Source organism: Mycobacterium sp. IDUB_21 (assembly GCF_055419425.1).
The window spans coordinates 263,591-283,799 of sequence record NZ_JBVAXQ010000005.1 but is presented as its reverse complement, the minus strand read 5'-3'; the positions used below and the strand labels follow the sequence as shown (position 1 = coordinate 283,799).

16 protein-coding genes and 1 pseudogene are annotated in these 20,209 nt (G+C 68.0%); 8 read left to right on the top strand and 9 right to left on the bottom strand.

The genetic code is table 11. The features are described 5' to 3' along the window. Positions 1 to 5: 5 nt before the first annotated feature. The gene (locus tag ACZYY4_RS10525) at positions 6 to 2,411 is read right to left on the bottom strand and encodes a phosphoketolase family protein (RefSeq protein WP_463809911.1); all 2,406 of its coding nucleotides are present in this window, start codon (positions 2,409 to 2,411) and stop codon (positions 6 to 8) included. Between the two features lie 39 nt (positions 2,412 to 2,450). Between ACZYY4_RS10525 and ACZYY4_RS10520 the strand changes: the two genes are divergently transcribed. Together ACZYY4_RS10520 and ACZYY4_RS10515 are read left to right on the top strand one after the other, a co-directional pair. Further along, positions 2,451 to 4,931, top strand: coding sequence for a CoA transferase (locus ACZYY4_RS10520; protein WP_463809990.1), 2,481 nt, complete (start codon positions 2,451 to 2,453; stop codon positions 4,929 to 4,931). Positions 4,932 to 4,941: 10 nt separating this feature from the next. Then, the gene (locus ACZYY4_RS10515) at positions 4,942 to 6,423 is read left to right on the top strand and encodes an acetyl-CoA acetyltransferase (RefSeq protein WP_463809909.1); all 1,482 of its coding nucleotides are present in this window, start codon (positions 4,942 to 4,944) and stop codon (positions 6,421 to 6,423) included. Positions 6,424 to 6,438: 15 nt separating this feature from the next. Here ACZYY4_RS10515 and ACZYY4_RS10510 read toward each other — a convergent pair whose 3' ends face one another. The 3 genes from ACZYY4_RS10510 to ACZYY4_RS10500 all read right to left on the bottom strand — a co-directional run bounded on the left by ACZYY4_RS10510 (position 6,439) and on the right by ACZYY4_RS10500 (position 10,244). Further along, complete coding sequence (locus ACZYY4_RS10510) at positions 6,439 to 7,671, bottom strand: NAD(P)/FAD-dependent oxidoreductase (RefSeq protein WP_463809908.1); 1,233 nt, start codon at positions 7,669 to 7,671, stop codon at positions 6,439 to 6,441. A gap of 64 nt (positions 7,672 to 7,735) precedes the next feature. Continuing rightward, positions 7,736 to 8,371 carry an HhH-GDP family DNA glycosylase gene (locus ACZYY4_RS10505; RefSeq protein ID WP_463809907.1) on the bottom strand — a complete coding sequence of 212 codons (636 nt, stop codon included), beginning with the start codon at positions 8,369 to 8,371 and terminating at the stop codon, positions 7,736 to 7,738. A 55-nt stretch (positions 8,372 to 8,426) separates the two neighbouring features. Continuing rightward, the gene (locus ACZYY4_RS10500; protein WP_463809906.1) at positions 8,427 to 10,244 is read right to left on the bottom strand and encodes a potassium channel family protein; all 1,818 of its coding nucleotides are present in this window, start codon (positions 10,242 to 10,244) and stop codon (positions 8,427 to 8,429) included. Between the two features lie 177 nt (positions 10,245 to 10,421). On the opposite strand from ACZYY4_RS10500, the gene ACZYY4_RS10495 reads away from it, so the two are divergent. Further along, positions 10,422 to 11,906 (top strand): sensor domain-containing protein, encoded by a 1,485-nt coding sequence (locus tag ACZYY4_RS10495; protein ID WP_463809905.1) that lies wholly within the window; start codon positions 10,422 to 10,424, stop codon positions 11,904 to 11,906. Here ACZYY4_RS10495 and ACZYY4_RS10490 read toward each other — a convergent pair. Further along, the gene (locus tag ACZYY4_RS10490; protein WP_463809904.1) at positions 11,888 to 13,147 is read right to left on the bottom strand and encodes an alpha-hydroxy acid oxidase; all 1,260 of its coding nucleotides are present in this window, start codon (positions 13,145 to 13,147) and stop codon (positions 11,888 to 11,890) included. The two genes, ACZYY4_RS10495 and ACZYY4_RS10490, sit on opposite strands and share 19 nt — an antisense overlap. Before the next feature lie 46 nt (positions 13,148 to 13,193). On the opposite strand from ACZYY4_RS10490, the pseudogene ACZYY4_RS10485 reads away from it, so the two are divergent. Beyond that, positions 13,194 to 13,346, top strand: a pseudogene (locus ACZYY4_RS10485) (DUF1810 family protein); the annotation flags it as partial. Between the two features lie 78 nt (positions 13,347 to 13,424). Here the strand turns inward: ACZYY4_RS10485 and ACZYY4_RS10480 are convergent. Both ACZYY4_RS10480 and ACZYY4_RS10475 read right to left on the bottom strand, forming a co-directional pair. Continuing rightward, positions 13,425 to 13,964: an alkyl hydroperoxide reductase gene (locus tag ACZYY4_RS10480; RefSeq protein WP_463809903.1), complete on the bottom strand. Its 540-nt coding sequence runs from the start codon at positions 13,962 to 13,964 to the stop codon at positions 13,425 to 13,427. A gap of 43 nt (positions 13,965 to 14,007) precedes the next feature. After that, positions 14,008 to 14,595: a peroxiredoxin gene (locus ACZYY4_RS10475; protein WP_463809902.1), complete on the bottom strand. Its 588-nt coding sequence runs from the start codon at positions 14,593 to 14,595 to the stop codon at positions 14,008 to 14,010. Between the two features lie 117 nt (positions 14,596 to 14,712). On the opposite strand from ACZYY4_RS10475, the gene ACZYY4_RS10470 reads away from it, so the two are divergent. Both ACZYY4_RS10470 and ACZYY4_RS10465 read left to right on the top strand, forming a co-directional pair. After that, a complete protein-coding gene (locus ACZYY4_RS10470) occupies positions 14,713 to 15,648 on the top strand; it encodes a hydrogen peroxide-inducible genes activator (RefSeq protein ID WP_463809901.1) in 936 nt (311 codons plus the stop codon). Positions 15,649 to 15,685: 37 nt separating this feature from the next. Further along, a complete protein-coding gene (locus tag ACZYY4_RS10465) occupies positions 15,686 to 16,447 on the top strand; it encodes an enoyl-CoA hydratase/isomerase family protein (protein WP_463809900.1) in 762 nt (253 codons plus the stop codon). Here the strand turns inward: ACZYY4_RS10465 and ACZYY4_RS10460 are convergent, their stop codons facing one another. Continuing rightward, on the bottom strand, positions 16,448 to 16,684 hold the full coding sequence (locus ACZYY4_RS10460) for a (2Fe-2S)-binding protein (RefSeq protein WP_463809899.1): 237 nt from the start codon (positions 16,682 to 16,684) through the stop codon (positions 16,448 to 16,450). It lies immediately after the preceding gene. 10 nt (positions 16,685 to 16,694) lie between these two features. Further along, positions 16,695 to 17,342 (bottom strand): fatty-acid--CoA ligase, encoded by a 648-nt coding sequence (locus ACZYY4_RS10455; RefSeq protein ID WP_463809989.1) that lies wholly within the window; start codon positions 17,340 to 17,342, stop codon positions 16,695 to 16,697. A gap of 271 nt (positions 17,343 to 17,613) precedes the next feature. Here ACZYY4_RS10455 and bfr point away from each other — a divergent pair, with 271 nt between their 5' ends. Together bfr and ACZYY4_RS10445 are read left to right on the top strand one after the other, a co-directional pair. Further along, a complete protein-coding gene (gene bfr, locus ACZYY4_RS10450; protein ID WP_463809898.1) occupies positions 17,614 to 18,093 on the top strand; it encodes a bacterioferritin in 480 nt (159 codons plus the stop codon). A 48-nt stretch (positions 18,094 to 18,141) separates the two neighbouring features. Further along, positions 18,142 to 20,202 (top strand): MDR family MFS transporter, encoded by a 2,061-nt coding sequence (locus tag ACZYY4_RS10445; protein WP_463809897.1) that lies wholly within the window; start codon positions 18,142 to 18,144, stop codon positions 20,200 to 20,202. Positions 20,203 to 20,209: the final 7 nt, after the last annotated feature.

Sequence of the window (20,209 nt, the reverse complement as noted above, 5' to 3'; positions counted from 1 at the left end):
GGCCGTCACCTTATCTCGCCGTCGTCGCCGGCCACGCCCGTTCGCCAGGTCCAGTCGGTGATACGGGGATCGTCCTCACCGTGCTCGCGCGTGTAGAGCCGGGCGGCCAGCCGGGCATCGGCCATCTGCTGACGCAGTACGGCGCTGCTTTCAGCCAGCCCGGGCACCCGATCGATGACGTCCATCACCAGGTGGAAGCGATCCAGGTCGTTGAGCATCACCATGTCGAACGGGGTTGTGGTGGTGCCGCGCTCGCGGTAGCCGCGCACGTGCATCTGGTCGTGGTTGGTCCGCCGATAGGTGAGCCGGTGAATCAGCCAGGCATAGCCGTGGTAGGCGAAGATCACCGGCTTGTCGCGGGTGAACAGGGCGTCGAACTCGTTGTCGGGCAGACCGTGTGGATGCTCCGTCGCAGGCTGCAGCCGCATGATGTCCACCACGTTGACCACTCGTACGGCGAGGTCGGGTAGCTCCCGGCGCAGGATGTCGGCGGCGGCCAGCGTTTCCAGAGTCGGGACGTCGCCGGCGCACGCCAGCACCACGTCCGGTTCACCACCGGCGGTGCCGGCCCAGTCCCAGATGCCCAGGCCCCGGGTGCAGTGCGCCACCGCCGCGGGCATGTCCAGGTAGGCAAGTGCCGGCTGCTTGCCCGCGACGATCACGTTCACGTAGTTGCGGCTGCGCAGGCAGTGATCGGCCACCGACAGCAGCGTGTTGCCGTCCGGCGGCAGGTAGACGCGCACCACCTCGGGTCGCTTGTTGGCCACCAGATCGATGAACCCCGGGTCCTGATGCGAGGCACCGTTGTGGTCCTGTCGCCAGACGTGGGAGGTCAGCAGGTAGTTCAGCGAGGCGATCGGTCGTCGCCACGGCAGTTCGCGGCTGACGGCCAGCCACTTGGCGTGCTGGTTGAACATCGAGTCGACGATGTGCACGAACGCCTCGTAGCAGTTGAACAGCCCGTGCCGGCCGGTCAGCAGATAGCCTTCCAGCCAGCCCTGGCACAGGTGTTCGGAGAGCACCTCCATGACCCGTCCGTCGGGGGCGACGTGGTCATCGTCGGGCGAGGTCGCCGACAGCCAGACCCGGTCGGTCGTCTCGAACACCGCCGAGAGGCGATTCGAGGCTGTTTCGTCGGGGCCCATCAACCGGAACCGGTCGCGGTTGCGGTCGATGACGTCGCGCAGGAACACCCCCAGCAGCCGGGTGGCCTCGTGCATCTCGGTGGCGGGCCGGGCCACCGGCACTCCGTAATCGCGGAAGTCCGGCAGGTCCAGGTCGCGCAGCAGCAGCCCGCCGTTGGCATGCGGGTTGGCGCTCATCCGGTGATTCGCGCGCGGCGCCAGCGCCGCCAGCTCCGGTTGCAGCCGACCGGACTCGTCGAACAGTTCCGCCGGGCGATAGCTGCGCAACCATTCCTCTAGTTGCCTGCGGTGCTCGGGGTTGGTGTGGGTCTGCGCGAGCGGCACCTGATGCGACCGCCAAGTGCCTTCCACCTGTACGCCGTCGACCTTTTCCGGCCCGGTCCACCCCTTGGGGGTGCGCAATACGATCATCGGCCACACCGGCCGCATGGCCGAGCCCTCGGTGCGCGCGGCTCGGCGGATTGCCGCGATGTCGTCGAACGCATCGTCGAGGGCGGCCGCGAGCAATCGGTGCACGACCGCCGGGTCGTCACCGGCGACGGTGATCGGCCGGTACCCGTAACCGCGCAGCAGCGCCTCCAACTCCGACTGCGGGATACGGGCCAGCACGGTCGGATTGGCGATCTTGTAGCCGTTGAGATGCAGGATGGGTAGTACCGCCCCGTCGACGGCGGGGTTGAGGAATTTATTCGAATGCCAGCTGGCGGCCAGCGGCCCGGTCTCGGCCTCGCCGTCGCCGACGACACAGGCCACCACCAGCTCCGGGTTGTCGAAAGCTGCACCGAACGCGTGCACCAGCGCATAGCCGAGCTCGCCGCCCTCATGAATGGAGCCCGGCGTCTCGGCGGCAACGTGGCTGGGTATCCCACCGGGAAATGAGAACTGCCGGAACAACTTCCGCAGGCCATCGGTGTTCTCGCCGATACCGGTGTACACCTGGCTGTAGCTGCCTTCCAGATAGGCGTTGGCGACCAGCGCCGGCCCGCCGTGACCGGGCCCGGTGACGAAGATGACGTCGGCGTCCCGGTTGCGGATGATCCGGTTCAGGTGGACGTACAGCAGATTCAGACCCGGCGTGGTGCCCCAGTGCCCCAGCAGCCGCGGCTTGACGTGTTCGGCCCGCAGCGGTTCGGTCAGCAGCGGGTTGTCCAACAGATAGATCTGGCCCACCGACAGATAGTTGGCGGCCCGCCAATAGGCGTCGATGCCCGCCAGTTCGTCGTCGGAGAGCGTGGGCGGCGCCGGCGTCGTGGTCTCTGCACTCATCTCCGCGATTGTCCGCGCCGATGCGGGGCCGCGGCAACCATTCAATACGCTGGCGGGGTGTTGCTGGAATCGGTGCGTGTCCTGGATCTGGCCGGCGGTGACGCCGACGCGGTCACCCGGTTGCTCGCCGACCTCGGAGCCGACGTTCTCAAAGTGGAGTCCCCCGGCGGCAGCCCGGCGCGCACCGAGGCGCCGTTGCTGGGCGGGGTCAGCATCGCGTTCGCGCTGCACAATGCCAACAAGCGAAGCGTGACCTTGGATCCGGCCGACGAGCGGGATTGCCGCCGGTTCGACGAGCTGGTGCAAACCGCCGATATCGTCGTCGACAGCGGTCTGCCGGGGCGCGGCACCGACTTCGGGACGCCGCCTTTGCCGACCTCGCTTTTCGGGACGTCGTGTGCGGAGCTGGCCGACCGGTTCGATCACCTGGTGACGATGTCGGTCACCGATTTCGGGTCGAGTGGGCCGCGTTCGCGGTGGCGGGCCACCGACGCGGTGCTCTACGCCCTCTCGGGTGCACTGTCACGATCCGGTCCCACCACCGGAACCCCGGTGCTGCCGCCGGACGGGATTGCCTCGGCGACCGCGGCGGTGCAGGCCGCCTGGGCCGTGCTGGTCGCCTACTACAACCGGTTGCGTTGCGGCGCCGGTGATTACATCGACTTCTCCCGCTTCGACGCGGTGGTCACGGTGCTCGACCCGATATTCGGCGCACAGGGCCAGGTCGCCGCGGCCCGGCGCGGGGCGAGCCGCTGGCGCGGGCGGCCGCGGAACCAGGACGCCTATCCGATCTATCCGTGCCGGGACGGCTACGTCCGGCTGTGCGTGATGTCGCCGCGCCAGTGGCGCGGGCTGTGGGCCTGGCTGGGGGAGCCGGCCGAGTACGCCGACCCCAGATTCGGCGTGATCGGTGAGCGGTTCGCGGTCTGGCCGCAGATCAGCGTGCTGGTGCGCGAACTGTTCGCCGGCCAGGACATGGCCGATCTGGTCGCGGCCGGGCAGGCCCGCGGAGTGCCGATCGCCGCTGTCGGCGATCCGGCGCAGGTGCTGGCCGGCGAGCACCTCGCCGCGGCCGGGGCGGTGATCCGCACCGAACTGGCCCCGGGACGCTCCGCGCTGATACCCACCGGCTACTACGTGGTCGACGATCAGCGGGCCGGCTTCCGGACAGCGGCACCGGCTCTCGGCGAGGCGTCCACCGGTTGGCGAGTCCGGCCGCCGGCGGGCCCCGCACCCGGCGGCGCGGTCGGTGCCCGGCCGTTCGAGGGGGTGCGGATCGTCGACCTGGGGGTCATCGTGGCCGGCGGAGAAGCCAGTCGGCTCTTCGGCGACCTGGGCGCCGAGATCATCAAGGTGGAGAGTGCGGCCTACCCGGACGGTCTGCGGCAGACCCGCGCCGGATCGGCGATGAGCGAGTCGTTCGCCTGGACGCACCGCAACAACTCCGGGTTCGGCCTGGATCTGCGCAGTCCGGCCGGCAAGGAGATCTTCGGCCGGCTGGTCGGAACGGCTGACGCGGTGCTCGCCAACTTCAAACCGGGAACGCTTGCTGCCCTGGGGTTTTCCTACGAAGCTCTGAGAGGGCTGAACCCGGGGGTGGTGCTCGCCGAGAGCAGCGCGTTCGGCGAGACCGGGCCGTGGAGTGACCGGATGGGGTACGGCCCGTTGGTGCGCGCCACTACCGGGGTGACCGCGTTGTGGACCGCTCCTGAGGGGCCCGAGACGAACCAGACGGGACGCCACTCGTTCTACGATGCGACCACTGTCTTCCCCGACCACGTGGTCGCGCGGGTCACTGCGATCGGGGCGTTGGCCGCGCTGATCGCCGGCCGGCGGACCGGCACCGGAGCACATGTCCACGTCTCGCAGGCCGAGGCCGCCGTCAACCAACTCGACACCTGCTACGTCGCGCGGACCGCGGGAACGGCAGTACAACCGGACACCGCGGTGGACCTGATCTGTCCGTGCTCCGGCGACGACGAATGGTGCGTGGTCTCCATCCGCACCGACGACGATTGGCGCCGTGTCGCAGCGGCTTTCGACGATGCGGGTCTGGCCGCCGACCCGCGCTTTGCCTCCGGTGCGGCCCGCGCCGCACATCGCGCGGAGCTGGTGGAGCAGCTGAGCCGGCACACCGGAGAACGCACCCCCGCCGACCTCGGCGAGTTGCTGCAGGCAGCCGGGGTGGCGGCCGCACCGATGAACCGGCCACCCGACATCGCCGAAGACCCACAGCTGGCCCACCGCGCGGTGTTCGCCGAGATGACCCATCCGCTGATCGAGCACCCGCTACCGGCCGAAACCGGCCCAGCACCGTTCCGCAACATCCCGCATGCCCCGCAACGGCCCGCTCCGCTGCCCGGTCAGGACACCCGCGCGATCTGCCGCGGCGTGCTCGGTCTCGACGAGGACGAAACCGAGCGGTTGATCGCCGACGGCGTGCTGTTCGCCACCGGCGGTTCAGCGAGCCTCGACGCAGGAGAGACGAAGCTGGGACCGCCGCATGGACCCTCCGATTAGTGTTGCGCCCATGCCCGTCGACCCCCGGACACCGGTACTGATCGGCTACGGCCAGATCAATCATCCCGAAGACAGTGAGCCCGTCGAGCCCGTCGATCTGATGGCGGCGGCGGCGCGCCACGCCGTCGAGGACCGGGTGCTGCGCGCCGTCGACTCGATCCGGGTGGTGAACCTGCTGTCGGCGCGCTACCGCGATCCGGGCCTGCTGCTCGCGCAGCGGATCGGGGCCGACCGCCCCGCCACCCGCTACAGCCCGATGGGCGGCAATGTGCCGCAGTCCCTGCTGAATCGGGCCTGTCTGGACATCCAAGACGGTCGCGCCGGGGTGGTACTGCTGGCAGGCGGTGAGACGTGGCGAACCCGCACCCGGCTGCGGGCCGCCGGCGGCAAACTGGCCTGGACCCGCCAGGACGACACCGTGGTCCCGATGGCCGAATGTGAAGGCGAGGACGTGCCACTGTCCGGCGCGGCCGAGGAACGCATCGGGTTGGACCGGCCCGCCTATGTCTATCCGCTGTTCGAGCAGGCGCTGCGCATCGCGGCCGGGGAGACGGTCGACGGACATCGTCAGCGCATCGGCGAGCTGTGGTCGCGGTTCAATGCGGTCGCGGTAGGCAACCCGCACGCCTGGATCCGCCGACCCGTTGGGGCCGAACAGATCTGGCAGCCGGGGCCGAAGAACCGGATGATCAGCTGGCCCTACACCAAGTTGATGAACTCCAACAATATGGTCGACCAGGCCGCCGCACTGGTGCTGACCTCGGTCCGGGTCGCCACCGAATTGCGGATCCCGTCGGAGCGCTGGGTCTTTCCACAGGCCGGCGCCGACGCCCACGACACCTACGCGATCGGCGCCCGGCACGAACTGCACGGCTCACCGGCGATCCGGATCGCCGGGGCGTGCGCGCTGGAGCTGGCCGGTGCCGAGGACATAGCCGAGATCGACTATCTGGACCTGTATTCGTGCTTCCCGTCGGCGGTTCAGGTTGCGGCGAATGAGCTCGGGTTGCCCACCGATGACCCCGACCGACCGCTGACCGTGACCGGTGGCCTGACCTTCGCCGGCGGGCCGTGGAACAACTACGTGACGCACTCGATCGCCACCCTGGCCGAACTGCTGGTCGCCAACCCCGGTCGGCGCGGCCTGATCACCGCCAACGGTGGGTACCTGACCAAGCACAGCGTCGGGGTGTACAGCACCGAACCGCCGGCTTCCGGCTTCCGCTGGCAAGACGTTCAATCGGCGGTTGAAGCCCAACCCACCCGGACGGCGGTCGCGCAGTGGCAGGGGACTGGCGCGGTGGAGTCGTGGACGACGCCCTTCGACCGCGACGGCCGCCCCCAGCAGGTGTTCCTGGCGGTTCGGACCCCCGAGGGCGCACGAACCCTGGCGGTGATCCGTGACCCGGACATCGCCGAATCGAGCGTGCAAGAAGATATCGCCGGCGCAACGGTCGACGTGCACGGCGACGGCACCGCGGCGCTACGGTAGTGCAGGCACCGACCGTCAGGCGGACAGTTCGCCCAGCGGCGTCTGCGGGTCGGCCAGCCGGCCGGGGTCGACGGGTGCCTGCGAGCTGATCAGGGCCTTGATGTCGTCCAGGCCCTCCCAGATGTTGACGTTCATCCCGGCCAGCACCCGGTTGTCCTCACCGAGCCAGAAGCTGGTGTATTCACGGGTGTCGGTGTCGCCCCGGAAGACCACGCGGGAGTCGCCGGACGCGTGGCCGACGTACTCCATCCCGAGGTCGTACTGGTCGGTGAAAAAGTAAGGCAGTTCGCTGTATTCGCTCGTCTCGCCGAGCATGCCCGCGACCGCGACCGCCGGTTGCTTGAGGGCGTTCGCCCAGTGCTCAGTGCGGATCCGGGTGCCCAGCACCGGATGCTGAGCTGCCGCGATGTCACCCACCGCGTAGATATCGGCGTCGCTGCTGCGCAGGCTCGCGTCCACCAGGACACCACCGTCAGCGGTGGCCAGGCCGGCCTGCTCGGCCAGTTCGATGTTGGACTTTGCTCCGACGGCCACCAGCACCGCGCCCGCGCTGATCTGCGAACCGTCGCCCAGACGCAGACCGGTGGCGGCACCGCCGGCTGTGGTGATCTCCGCAACGCTCGACCCCAGACGCAGGTCCACGCCGTGCTCACGGTGTAGCGCGGCGAAGATCGCGCCGTTGTCGGCGCCAAGGCTGGCCAGCAGTGGCGACGTGGCGGCCTCGACCACCGTCACGTCGACGCCGCGTTGCCTTGCGCTTGCGGCCACCTCCATGCCGATCCAGCCTGCACCCACCACCGCCAGCGAGGTGCCCGCGGCCAGTGCGGAATCCAGTGCCGAGGCATCATCGATCGTGCGCAGATAATGCACCCCGCGGGCGTCAGCGCCCGGGATCGGTACCCGTCGGGAGCGTGAACCCGTGGCCAGCAACAGCTTTTCGTAGCCCAGGCTGGTGCCGTCGGCCAATTCGACAGTGTGACCAGCCGGGTTCAAACCCACCACACGGGCACCGACCCGCAGCTCGACATCGTGATCGCGGTACCACTCCTGCGGGTTCACGGTGAAGTCACTGAGAGTCTTCTTGCCTGCCAGGAATTCCTTGGACAATGGCGGGCGCTCGTAGGGAAGGTGCTGCTCCTCACCGAGAAGCACGATCTTGCCGTCGAAATTCTTGTCCCGCAATGCTTCCGCGGCCTTGGCGCCGGCCAGGCCGGCGCCGACGATCACGAATGTGGTTGATGCCGGCACGAGATCCTCCGCTCTACGGCGATATCTCCAGCCACCATACCGGCCATTCAGGCCGGGCGTTCGGTCATTCGGCCAGCCGCTCGCGGACGTCGGAGTCGGCGGAGTAGCGCATCAGTGCCGCGGCGAGCTCAGCGTTGCGTCCCCGCGATAACGCACCGAGTTCGCTTGCGTCACCAGGCAACCCGAGATCGCGTGCGGCGGCCAGCGCACGGTCGTCGAAGGTGGCGCGGGCCCAGGGCCAGACGTCTTGGACCTCTCGCAGAAAGATGCTCGCACCGGTGTCACCGATTCCATTGAAGTCTGTGAGCAACGCGACGGCCGCCTCGACATCGCGCCCGCTACGTTCAGCCAGCAGGCGCAGGTCACCGTGATAGTGCTCCTGCACACTTTCGGCGAGTTCGACCAACCGAGTGGCTGAACTCTCGTCGTAACGGCGGTAGTGGGCGCGGCCAAATGCATCGATCATGGTGCGGCGATCTGCCTCGAGAATCTTATGCGGGGTGCGCAGACCGCTCTTGAACAGCTCGCGCGCCGCCCGCGCTGCGATCGCGGCATCGATCGGCTTGCTGGCGAGCATGCACAGCGTCAGCAACTGAAACAGCGGCATCGGTTGATTGCGCAACCGGATGCCGGCCTCGTGAGCGTAGGTCTTTCCGGCGCGCCGCAGCAGCCGGTGCACCAGTTCCTTGTGGGCATGCACCGCCCGCGTATACCCGGTTCCGCGGCACGGAAAACCTCGCTGCGGCGCCCGGCGCCTAACGGGCCAGGTCGCACGCCGGATATCGCGATGCGCGCTGCGCGACATCGACGATCTCCAGACCCACGGCAGCCAGCATCTCGGGGATCGCCCGCACGAAGATGCGGTCCACCTCGGCGACCTCGGGCGTCAGCTCTTTCATCGGCACCAGGTGCGGATCCTTCTTGAGCACCCGATCCTCTTCTCCCAGAGTCCAGCCGGCGGCGAGTTTCTCCTGCATCCACCGGCCGTGCTCCATGGTGCCCAGCTTGTCTATCTCTTCGTCGGTGAACCGGAAGTCCTTAGCGTGCCAGTTGCGCAGCGGCGCGATCACACACCCGATACTGCGCAACTTCACCCCGATGTGGCGTGCCTGGGCGCGGCAGGAGTTCTTCAGGGCGTCCGCCAGTTCCGACCACGGCGGCGGCGTGGGCGTGCCCTCGGGCTGGAGCAGACAGTAACGCCGGTGGATTTCCTGGGCAACGGCCTCAAGCGATCCACCCTCTACGAGTTCGACGCTGCAGCTCTCCCGCAAAGTCCTGAATACCGTGACACTCGCCCCGCCGAGGGCCGCCTTCTCCTCCAGCAATTCGGCCACGCCGTAGGCCCGGGAGATTGTCGTGACGACGGGCACCGAATCGTGGAGAGTCCGGCGCAGGTTCAAAGCGGACTCCACATTGCGCTCGTCGCTGTGGCCCGTCACATAGGCATGGGTGACCGGCCGGCCGGAGTCCTTTGCCAACCGGTCGATATCGAGCATCGACGTCGAAGAGCAGTTGAATTCACAGATCTCTTGCAGCGCGGGGTACTGGGCGATCAGCGCGGCCACCTTGTCGAAGGCATGATCGTCGATCACCGTCACTAGCAGGGGTTGGTCGTCGGGGCGTTCGTCATGCCACTGTCGGGCCGCCTGGAAGACCAGCTCCAATCCGATCCCGTCGAGGTGGGCGACCGCGATGTGCGGACGTTGCCGGGTCTGTATCGGGTGCTTGTCCAGCAGCACCCGGGCGCCGACGGTGTCGATGTTGAAGAAGTCGACGACCGACCGGTCGTCACCGCGATTGAACTCCCCGATCCGCAGCAGCACACACAACCCCGGTGCGTCGATACGCGCCAGGCAGCGCAACACGTGCCCGCCCGAACGGCCGAAGACCCGCCGGGAACGAGTGGGGTGGTCAGCCAATCGGCGTGCCAGCGTGACGATTTCGGTGTTCGCCACACTGTCCGAAGTCACCGCGAGCAACCGGGCGGCCCGCCTGACGCCGGCCGATTCCAGTGTCGCGCTCAGTTGCGCATCCCCGATGACGACGGGGAACCCCCAGTTGCGGCAGGTTCTGATCCGCGGGTTGGCCTCGTCGGATTCGATCACGACCGCCCGGTAACCGGCAGCCCGCAGCTTGCGAACGAATTCGAATCCGGCGTAGCCCAGTCCGCAGACCACGACGTGCCCGTGTTTGAACGGAATCAGCAATTGCTGGACCCGATCGCGGAACACCGACACCAGCGCGATGAGCGCTGCCCACCCGGCCACGATCGGGGCCATGAAGCGGGCGATGTCCAGCGCGGGGCCGACGTGGTTCTCCGGTTGCGGAGCGGCGTGCAGGAAGTACAACTTGACCGCGCCGTAGACCGCATCGGAGAACGAATGCTCGCCGCCCTCGTAGGAGCCGTAACCCCACACACCCAGTACGAAGGCCGCGATCCCCGCGGGTATCAGCATCCAGTACCAGTGCGGGTCGGTCAGACCGGTCAGCAACTTGTGCTGAAAAGTCTCCGGCGCCGGTGCCTCGTGCGCCAGCCCACCCGGGGCATTCGACTCGGCCGGGGAACCGGTCATCGACGCTTCTCCTTCCACGACCTTCGAAGCCTCGCGGCGGGCAGACCGGCCCGTCGCGGAGACGCGTTGTGCTCTCGTACACTAACCCGGAAACGTGATGACCGATATCGGCCATCGGTCTTGCAATACGGAGACTGATCGGTTCGCTTCCCGCACACGGGCCCTGGAGAGGGAACCATGCTGTTTGTCAGTTACGCCAGCCAGGATCGGGCGCTGGTCGATCCGCTGGTCACGTTCCTGCGCAGCGCCGAGCAACAGGTGTGGCTCGACGAGGAGCTGGGCGGCGGCGATGCGTGGTGGCAGACGATCCTGGACCGCATCCGTAGCTGCACGGTGTTCGTCGTTGCGCTGTCTAACAACTCGCTGAGGTCCAAACCCTGTCAGGCGGAGCTGGCTTACGCGCGTGCGTTGCACCGGCCGGTGCTGCCGGTGCAGATCGGCCCGGTCGACAGTGTGCGGGTCACACCGCTGGCCGCGACCCAGATCGTGGACTACCGACACCGTGATGCCACCGCCGATGCCCGACTGCTCGCGGCCCTGCACAGCTTGTCCCGTCGCGCCGTGCCGCTGCCCGCGCAGTTGCCGGAAGAGCCGATGGTGCCCTTCGCCTACCTGATGCGACTCTCCTCCGACCTGTCCGGACCCGAACTGAGCTACCACAAGCAGGCCGAGTTGGTACTTGAGCTTCGGGGCCGCCTCGATGAGGACTGCGACGATCCGACGGTCCGCAACGACATCGTCCAGCTGCTGTGCCGGCTGCGCGACCGGCCGGACGTCACGGTGCGCACCCGCGCCGACGTCGACGCCGTCCTGGCCGCCATCGACCCGAGCTTCACCGCGGCCACCGTCGGCATGCCGGTCGCCGCGGTGACCGGACCCCGGCCGGCGATCACCCGGCTGTCACCGGGGGCGCCACCCGCCGGTGCCGTGGATACCGAATCCTCCGGTGGCCGCCGGTGGCGGCCGGGTCGTTGGTCGAAAAAGAAGCTGCTGGTCGCCGGTGCCGTGGCGGCAGTGACGGCCGCGGGAGCGCTGGCGGCCGGCATTACCCGCACGCCGCCGGAGCCAGCTGTTCCGGTCCTGGCCGACGACACCGACGTCGAAGCCGTGATGGCCACCCCGGGCATGGTGACGGTGCAGGCCGATCTGGCGGCGTTCAAGCCGAGCGGCGCGATCGAGCTGTCACCGCCGGAGTGCCTGGGGGTGCTGTATCCGGGTATGGACGAGGTGTTCCAGGGCAGCCAGGCTCAGCACGCGGCGTGGAAGGTATTGGAGGAGCCGGGCGGCCTGCAGCGCGCCGGGATCAACGGCCGGCCGTTCGTGGACCAGGACATCGCGACTTTCGCCCCGAAATCCGGCCAGGCCGCCGCGTTCGTCGAGCGGTCGGTACCGCAGTGGCGAGGCTGCGTGGGGCGCACGGTGACCGTGAGCTACCCCGACCGCAACACCTATACCTGGGAAATCGGAGAGGTGACGGGTGAGGCACCACGGATCTCGCAGACCTACACCCTGGGCCCCGCCGGCTACACCTGCCAGCGGGTGCTCAACGCGGTGGCCGACACGGTGATCGACGTAAAGGCCTGCGGTGGGGACATCACCGACCAGGCGGGCGTGCTCACCGACATGATTGCTGCGCTGGTGACTCAGGCACCCTCGTTCTGAGCGGTCGCTAGCGGACCCAGCCGCCGCAGCTGGGTCACATGCTGCGGCGACAGCTCGGCGAGCTCGCTGACCCCCAGCAGTCGCATGGTGCGGCGGATCTGTTCGGCGAGGATGTCGATGACGCGGTGCACTCCGGCCTGACCGCCGGCCATCAGCCCGTACAGGTAGGCCCGGCCGATCAGCGTGGACCGGGCCCCGAGTGCGACGGCCGCGACGATGTCGGCGCCGGACATGATGCCGGTGTCCAGCAGGATCTCGGTGTCGGCCCCGACCTCGCGCGCCACCGCGGGCAGCAGTTGGAACGGTACCGGCGCCCGGTCGAGCTGGCGGCCGCCGTGGTTGGACAACACGATGCCGTCGGCGCCGAGCTCGACTACGGCGCGGGCGTCGGCGAGTGTCTGGATGCCCTTGACGACGAACCGGCCGGGCCACTGGGACCGCACCCAGGCCAGGTCGTCGAAGGTCATGCTCGGGTCGAACATGGTGTCCATGTACTGCGCGACGGTGCCCGACCAGCGGTCGAGCGACGCGAAAGAAAGTGGCTCGGTGGTGAGCAGGTCGAACCACCATGCCGGGTGGACGGCGGCGTCGACCGCGGTGCGCAACGTCAGCGCCGGCGGGATGGACATGCCGTTGCGGGCGTCGCGCCGCCGCGCCCCGGCGACCGGACAGTCGACGGTCGCCAGCAGGGTGTCGTAGCCGGCATCGGCGGCGCGGCGCAGCAGTGCCATCGACCGGTCGCGGTCGCGCCACATGTACAGCTGAAACCAGCGGCGGGCAGCGGGGGCGGCCGCCGCGACCTCTTCGATCGACGCGGTGCCCAGGGTCGACAGCGAGAACGGGATACCGGCGGCCTCAGCAGCCCGGGCGCCGGCCAGCTCCCCGGCGGTGTGCATCAGCCGGGTGAATCCGGTCGGCGCGATTGCGAACGGCAACGCGACCGGCGCCCCGAGCACGTCGCGGCTGGTGTCGACGCCGGAGACGTCGCGCAGTATCGCCGGATGAAACTCGATGTCGCGGAAGGCCTGTCGGGCCCGTTCCAGTGAGATCTCGTCCTCGGCGGCCCCGTCGGTGTAGTCGAACGCCGCCCTGGGTGTGCGGCGTTTGGCGATGCGGCGCAGATCCTCGATGGTCAGCGCGGCTTCGAGACGCCGCGCGTTGCGGTTGAGCCGCGGCTTGCGGAATCCGATCAGCGGCGCGAGGTCTCGGACTCGGGGAAACCGCCGCTGCGTCACCGGCATGGCTGACTCCTTCACTGTCCCCTCGAACTGTGCCACGGTTGGTGTCATGGCCGGCCACCCGGAGCCGTTCGATCTGCAGCGTTTCGTCGACGCACAGGCAGGCGTCTACGACACCGTGGTCGCCGAGCTGCGTGACGGGCGCAAGCGCAGCCACTGGATGTGGTTCGTCTTTCCGCAGCTGTGCTGGATCGCTTCTACGGCGGCCGGGGGGATCCGGTGACCCTGGACCGACTGGCGCGGCTCGCCGATTCCGACTGAGCCGCGCCAGGGCCGATCCTTAGCCGGAACCCTCCGGCAGGGCTTGGCCGGCGAAGATCGCCTGCGCCACCCCGGCCACGATCGAGGCGACCTTGAGGGCCTCCAGCACCGCTTCGCGGCCGACGCCCGCCTCGCGCACCACATGCTCATGGGAGGCGACGCACGCCTGGCAGCCGTTGATCGACGAGACCGCGAAACTCCACAGCTCGAAGTTGGCCTTGTCGACCCCCGGGTTGCCGATGATGTTCATCCGCAGCCCGGCCCGCAGGTCGTCGTAGGCGCCGTCCAGGAAGTGCCGGCCACGGTAGAACACGTTGTTCATCCCCATGATCGACGCCGCGCCCAGGGCGGCCTGGTAGGCCTCCGCTGAGAGGTTGTCGGCGGCCTCGGCGCCGATCTCGGTCAGCACCGTGGCGTTGCGTGTCGCCGCGGCGCTGGCCAGCAGACTGCCCCAGAGCTGTTCCTCGTTCAGGACGGTGGTGCGGGCGATGGAACCCAGGTTGAGCTTGAGGTCCTTGGCGAATTCCGGGATTGCATTCTTGAGATTCTCGATGCTCATGAGCGTTGCTCCTCCTGATCGCTTCGGGTGCGGCTCGCCTCGATCACACCGATTCTTTGAGCAGTTCGCCTACGTTGAGCGTCGGCTCGCCCTTCTTCCAGTTGCAGGCGCACAACTCGTCGGACTGCAGCGCGTCGAGCACCCGCAGCACCTCGTCGACGTTGCGGCCGACCGAACCCGCGGTCACCGAGACGAACTGGATCTCGTTGTTGGGGTCGACGATGAAGGTGGCCCGGTCCGCGACCCCGTCGGCATTGAGCACGCCGGTGGCCTCGACCAGTTCGCGCTTGAGGTCGGAGAGCATCGGGAACGGCAGCGTCTTGAGGTCCTCGTGGTCGAGGCGCCAGTTGTAATGCACGAACTCGTTGTCGATCGACGCGCCCAGAACCTGGGCGTCGCGGTCGGCGAACTCGTCGTTCAGCTTGCCGAAGGCGGCGATCTCGGTGGGGCAGACGAAGGTGAAGTCCTTGGGCCAGAAGAACACGATCCGCCACTTGCCGGGGTGGTCGTCACTGGTGACGGTGGTGAAGAAGTCCTCGGGTCCTTGCGCGTCGATCTTCGACAGGTCGCCCGCGATCAGCGCGGTGAGCCGGTAGGACGGAAACTGGTCGCCGATGGTCAGCAGGGCCATGACACTCCTCGTGGTGTGAGATTTCAGGGCGCTCGGGTGAGTTGAACGCCCGCACGCTCCATGTTGCCCTATCTCAATTAAAAATGAAAGGTGATACCTCGCACTATACTTATCGGTATGACCGATACAAGCTATCAGCCGACACTGGCGGGTCTGCGGGCGTTCGCCGCGGTCGCCGAGAAGCACCACTTCAGCCTCGCGGCGGCCGGCCTGGGTCTGAGCCAGTCGACACTGTCGCAGGCCTTGTCGTCGCTGGAGTCCGGGTTGGGTATCCAGCTGATCGAGCGGTCCACCCGGCGGGTCTTTTTGACCGCAGAGGGGCAGCAGTTGCTGGCACACGCCCATGCCGTGCTCGATGCGGCGGCACAGTTCTCGGCCGCGGCAGCCGGGGTCGCCGACCCACTGCAGGGCGCCATGCGGCTCGGCCTGATCCCGACCGTGGCGCCGTATGTGCTGCCCGCCGTGCTGGCCGGCCTGTCTGAACGACTGCCCGACCTGAACCTGCGGGTGATCGAAGACCAGACCGAACGCCTGCTCGCCGGGCTGCGTGAGGGGGCGGTCGATGCGGCACTGATCGCATTGCCGGCCGAGGCCACCGGATTGACTGAAATACCCATCTACGAAGAAGATTTCGTATTGGCGCTCCCGCCGGGACATGCGCTGGCCGGCAAGCGGCGGGTCTCGCCGAGTGCCCTGGCGGACCTGCCGCTGCTGCTGCTCGACGAAGGCCACTGCCTGCGGGACCAGACACTGGACATCTGCCGCAATGCGGGGGTGCGGGCCCAGTTGGCCAACACCCGCGCGGCATCGCTGGCGACCGCGGTTCAGTGCGTGACCGGGGGCCTGGGAGTGACACTGATTCCGCAGACAGCGGTACCGGTGGAAGCCGACCGCAGCGGGCTGGAACTCGCCTACTTCGCCGCGCCGCGGCCGGGCCGGCGAATCGGACTGGTGTTTCGCACCTCCAGTGGGCGTGAGGAGCCCTACCGGCGGTTGGCGGGAATCATCGGCGACGTGATCGCCGCGGGACACCAAGTCGACCGGATCAGCTAAGGGTCCCCGGCTGAGCGGCCCGGTTTAGGCTGCACGGGTGATCCTGACTATCGAAGACCAGAACCGGGTTCGGACCCTGACATTGAATCGCCCCGACGCCCTCAACGCTTTCAATGAGGCGCTCTACGATGCCGTCGCCGAGGCACTCCTGGCCGCCGCCGACGACCCGGAAGTCGCCGTCGTGCTGCTGACCGGCACCGGTCGATCCTTCAGCGCGGGCACCGACCTCACCGAGATGCAGGCCCGGATCACCGACCCGCAGTTCACCCCGGGCAAGCACGGCTTCCCGGGCCTCGTCGACGCCCTGGCGCGTTTTCCCAAGCCGCTGATCTGTGCGGTCAATGGCATAGGCCTCGGCATCGGCACCACGATCCTCGGTTATGCCGACCTGGTGTTCATGTCCGCGACGGCACGGCTGAAATGTCCGTTCACCAGCCTGGGGGTGGCACCAGAAGCCGGGTCGTCCTATCTGCTCCCGCAATTGATCGGACGGCAGAACGCGGCCTGGCTGCTGATGTCCTCAGAATGGGTCGACGGCGACGAGGCGCTGCGGATGGGCCTGGTCTGGCGGGTGTGCGAACCGCAGGTGCTGCTCGACGAGGCACGCCGTCACGCCGAAGTGCTTGCCTCCCGGCCGATTTCAAGTCTGAAGGCAGTCAAGGCCACCATGCTCGCCCCGGTCCGCGATGAGGTCGCCGCAGCCACTGCCCGGGAGAACGCGCTGTTCGCCGAACTGATGGGCGCGCAGGCCAATGCCGACGCCCTGGCCGAGTTCACCGGGCGGCGGCAGCGGAGCTGATCAGTGTGATCCGACGGCCGTGATGTTCAAGGCGAGGTGGGCCAGCGAACCGTTGGCCGGACCGGACGGCGCAGCCGCCAGAGTGGCTTCGATGATGCCGCGGACCGTGCATCGGCACCTGCCGCAGTCGCCGCCCGCACCGCACATCGCGGCAACCTCTTTCGACGTCGACGCGCCGGCGGCGACCGCATCGGAGACCATCTGATTGGTGGCGCCCACACAAAGACACACATACATGGCGCTACCCCTACCGACCGTCGCCCGCGGGCATCATCAGATCGATTGCGGCCGCGAACTTTCCGACGAACGGTCCGGGGTAACCACCCACCCCGACGCCGGTCATCCACTCCGCGGCGGTGTCGGGGTGGTCGATCCAGCGCTGCGCGCCTGCCGCACTGTCGATCTCCAGCAGGGTCATCACCTCATTCCCGTCGTCGACGGCCTGATACACCCACACCTTGCGCACCCCGGCGCCGGCGAACCGATCCAGCCCACGGTGCACGTTGGCCATCAGGTCCGCGGGATCGACGACGGTGGACACCACCCCGACGATCACCTCCGAACCGGGCTGCTCCGAACCGGGCTGGACGAGGTTGATCTTCTCCCGGACCTCGCCGGCGAAGATCGCCGGCAGATCGTTGACCCCGGAGCGGTCGAACCATTCGAATACCGCGGGGGAGCGCAGCAACTCCTTGACCGACACCCGGTGGCGCAAGCCGATCGTCACCAGCACCCGATCCGTCTCGAACACCGAGGTGTAGAGCACCGCATGGCGGGCGCCGAGACTGAGCAGCGGTGCGTGGTCGTCGCGGATCAGCGACCAGGTCCGGTCCACATCGTGAACCCGGTAGTCCAGCGCCAGCACCAGCGAATGCGGGTTGTCGCGGTCCGACATGCCGATGCCCGAACTGCCGACACGGCGGCCTGGGGAGGCTAGTCTCATGTTAGTAGAGTCTAACCTAACTTCAGCGCACCACGTAGGGCCGCACGGCGATCGGATTTCGCCGAGACCCGAGCCGGTGCGCCAATTCGACGCGCCGAGACACGGGTAAACAACCCTCTGAGCGCTGCGGCCTGCACTAGATTGAATTTCGGCGCGTCTCGGCGATGACTTTCCCCGTCCGTCGCGGCCGGCATGCGAGGTTCTTCACACCAGAGGAGTGATCATGCAAGGCGACCCCGAGGTCCTCAAGTTGCTCAATGAGCAGCTGACCAGTGAACTCACCGCGATCAACCAGTACTTCCTGCACGCCAAGATGCAGGAGAACTGGGGTTTCACCGAGCTGGCCGGCCACACCCGCGAAGAGTCGATGGAGGAGATGCGCCACGCGGAGACGATCACCGACCGCATCCTGCTGCTCGACGGCCTGCCGAACTACCAGCGCATCGGATCCCTGCGCATCGGCCAAACCCTGCGCGAACAGTTCGAGAGTGACCTGGCGCTGGAAATAGACGTGCTCAACCGGCTGCGGCCGGGCATCGTCATGTGCCGTGAGAAGCAGGACAGCACCACCGCCAAGATTCTCGAGACCATCCTCGTCGACGAGGAATCCCACATCGACCATCTGCAAACCCAACTGGAGCTGATGGACAAGCTCGGCGAGGCGCTGTACTCGGCGCAGTGCGTCTCCCGCCCGCCGTCGTGATCGGCGCGGGGGAGCCCATTAGCGTCCACCGCTGACGGGAAGGCGGGTATGACCACTTCGACGCCGGTCGCCGACGATGTGCGGCCCGCGCCGGTCAGCCCGCAGCGCCGCAATCTGATCTTCACCGCGATCGTGTTCGGCATGCTGATGGCCGCGCTCGACCAGACCATCGTCGCGACGGCACTGCCGACGATCGTGTCGGATCTGGGCAATGCCGGCCATCAGTCCTGGGTCGTCACCAGTTACCTGCTGACGTCGACGATCGCAACGATCCTGGCGGGCAAGCTCGGCGATCTGTTCGGGCGCAAGCGGGTGTTCCAAACCGCCGTGGTGTGTTTCGTGATCGGCTCGGTGCTGTGCGGATTGTCCCCGTCGATGCTGATGCTGGTCGGGGCCCGCGCGCTGCAGGGGGTCGGCGGCGGTGGAATCACCGTCACCGCCGCCGCGCTCATCGGCGAGGTCATACCGCTGCGCGAGCGGGGCCGCTACCAGGGCATGCTGGGCGCGGTTTTCGGTGTCACCACCGTGATCGGTCCGCTGCTGGGCGGGTATTTCACCGACTATCTGACCTGGCGGTGGGCGTTCTGGATCAACGTGCCGATCTCGGTGGTCGTGATGATCGTGGCCGCGGCGGCGATCCCCGCGCTGGCAACCCACGCCAAGCCCGCCATCGACGTCGCCGGGATCGTGTTGATCGGATTGGCCGCCACCGGGTTGACGCTGGCCACCAGCTGGGGTGGCACCCGCTACCCATGGGGATCGCCGGCGATCATCGCATTGTTCGCCGGGTCGGTGGCGGCACTGGCGCTGTTCGTCCGGGTGGAGAACCGGGTCGCGGCGCCCATCCTGCCGATCCGGCTCTTCGCGGACCCGGTGTTCACGGTGTGCTGCGTGCTGAGCTTCGTGGTCGGCTTCGCGATGCTGGGCGCCCTCACCTTCCTGCCGACCTTCATGCAGTACGTCGACGGCGTCTCGGCGACCACCTCGGGGCTGCGCACGCTGCCGATGGTGGTGGGCATGTTGCTGACCTCCACCGGCAGCGGCACCCTGGTCGGCCGAACCGGCCGTTACAAGATTTTTCCAGTGGTCGGTACGGCCCTGATGACGCTCGCGTTCGCGCTGATGTCGCAGATGGACGCCGCCACGCCGGCGCTGCTGCAGTCGGCCTACTTGTTTCTCCTGGGCGCCGGTATCGGGTTGTCGATGCAGGTCCTGGTACTGGTCGTGCAGAACATCTCGACCTTCGCCGACCTCGGTGTGGCCACCTCCGGGGTGACGTTCTTCCGGACTATCGGCAGCTCGTTCGGTGCCGCCGTGTTCGGTTCGCTGTTCGTGAACTTCCTGGACCGTCGGCTCGGCCCAGCGCTGAGCGCCGCCGGGCTGCCGGCCGAAGCAGCCGGCTCGCCCGAAGCGCTGCACCGGCTGTCGTCACAGCAGGCGTCGCCGATCGTGCAGGCCTACGCCGAGTCACTCGGCCAGGTGTTCTTCTGGGCCGCACCGGTCGCGCTAGTCGGGTTCGTCCTGGCACTGTTCCTGCGCGAGGTCCCGCTCAAGGAATTGCATGACAGCGCTGTCGACCTCGGCGACGGGTTCGGCATGCCCACCACCGCCTCATCGGATGAGCTGCTGGAGACCGCGATCGGGCGCCTGCTGCGGCACGAGCCCGGGATGCGGCTGCGCAACATCGCGATGCGGGCGGACTGCGAACTCGATGTCGCCGGGTTGTGGACGGTGCTGCGCATCTACCGTTACACCCAGGTGTTCCGGACCGCGCGGCTCAGCGACATCGGCAAGAGCTTGCGGGTGCCCTACGAAATCCTCGAACCCACCGTCGATCGCCTGGTCGCTCAGGGCTACGTGCTGCGCGACGGCGACCACCTGGGACTCACCCGGGCCGGTCTGCGTCAGGTGAGGTTCGTGACCTCGCTGGTTCAGGACTGGGTGAGCGACCGGCTGGCCCGCTCGCCCGCCTTCGAGGGGCGCCCGGACCGCGGTGAGGTCCAAGCCGCGCTGCAACGGATCGCCCACCGGACCCTTGTCGACCGTGACTGGTCGCCGTATTCGGAGGAGTTCGCAGGCACCGCCCACGGTGACGGCAAAGCCGATTAACATCCCC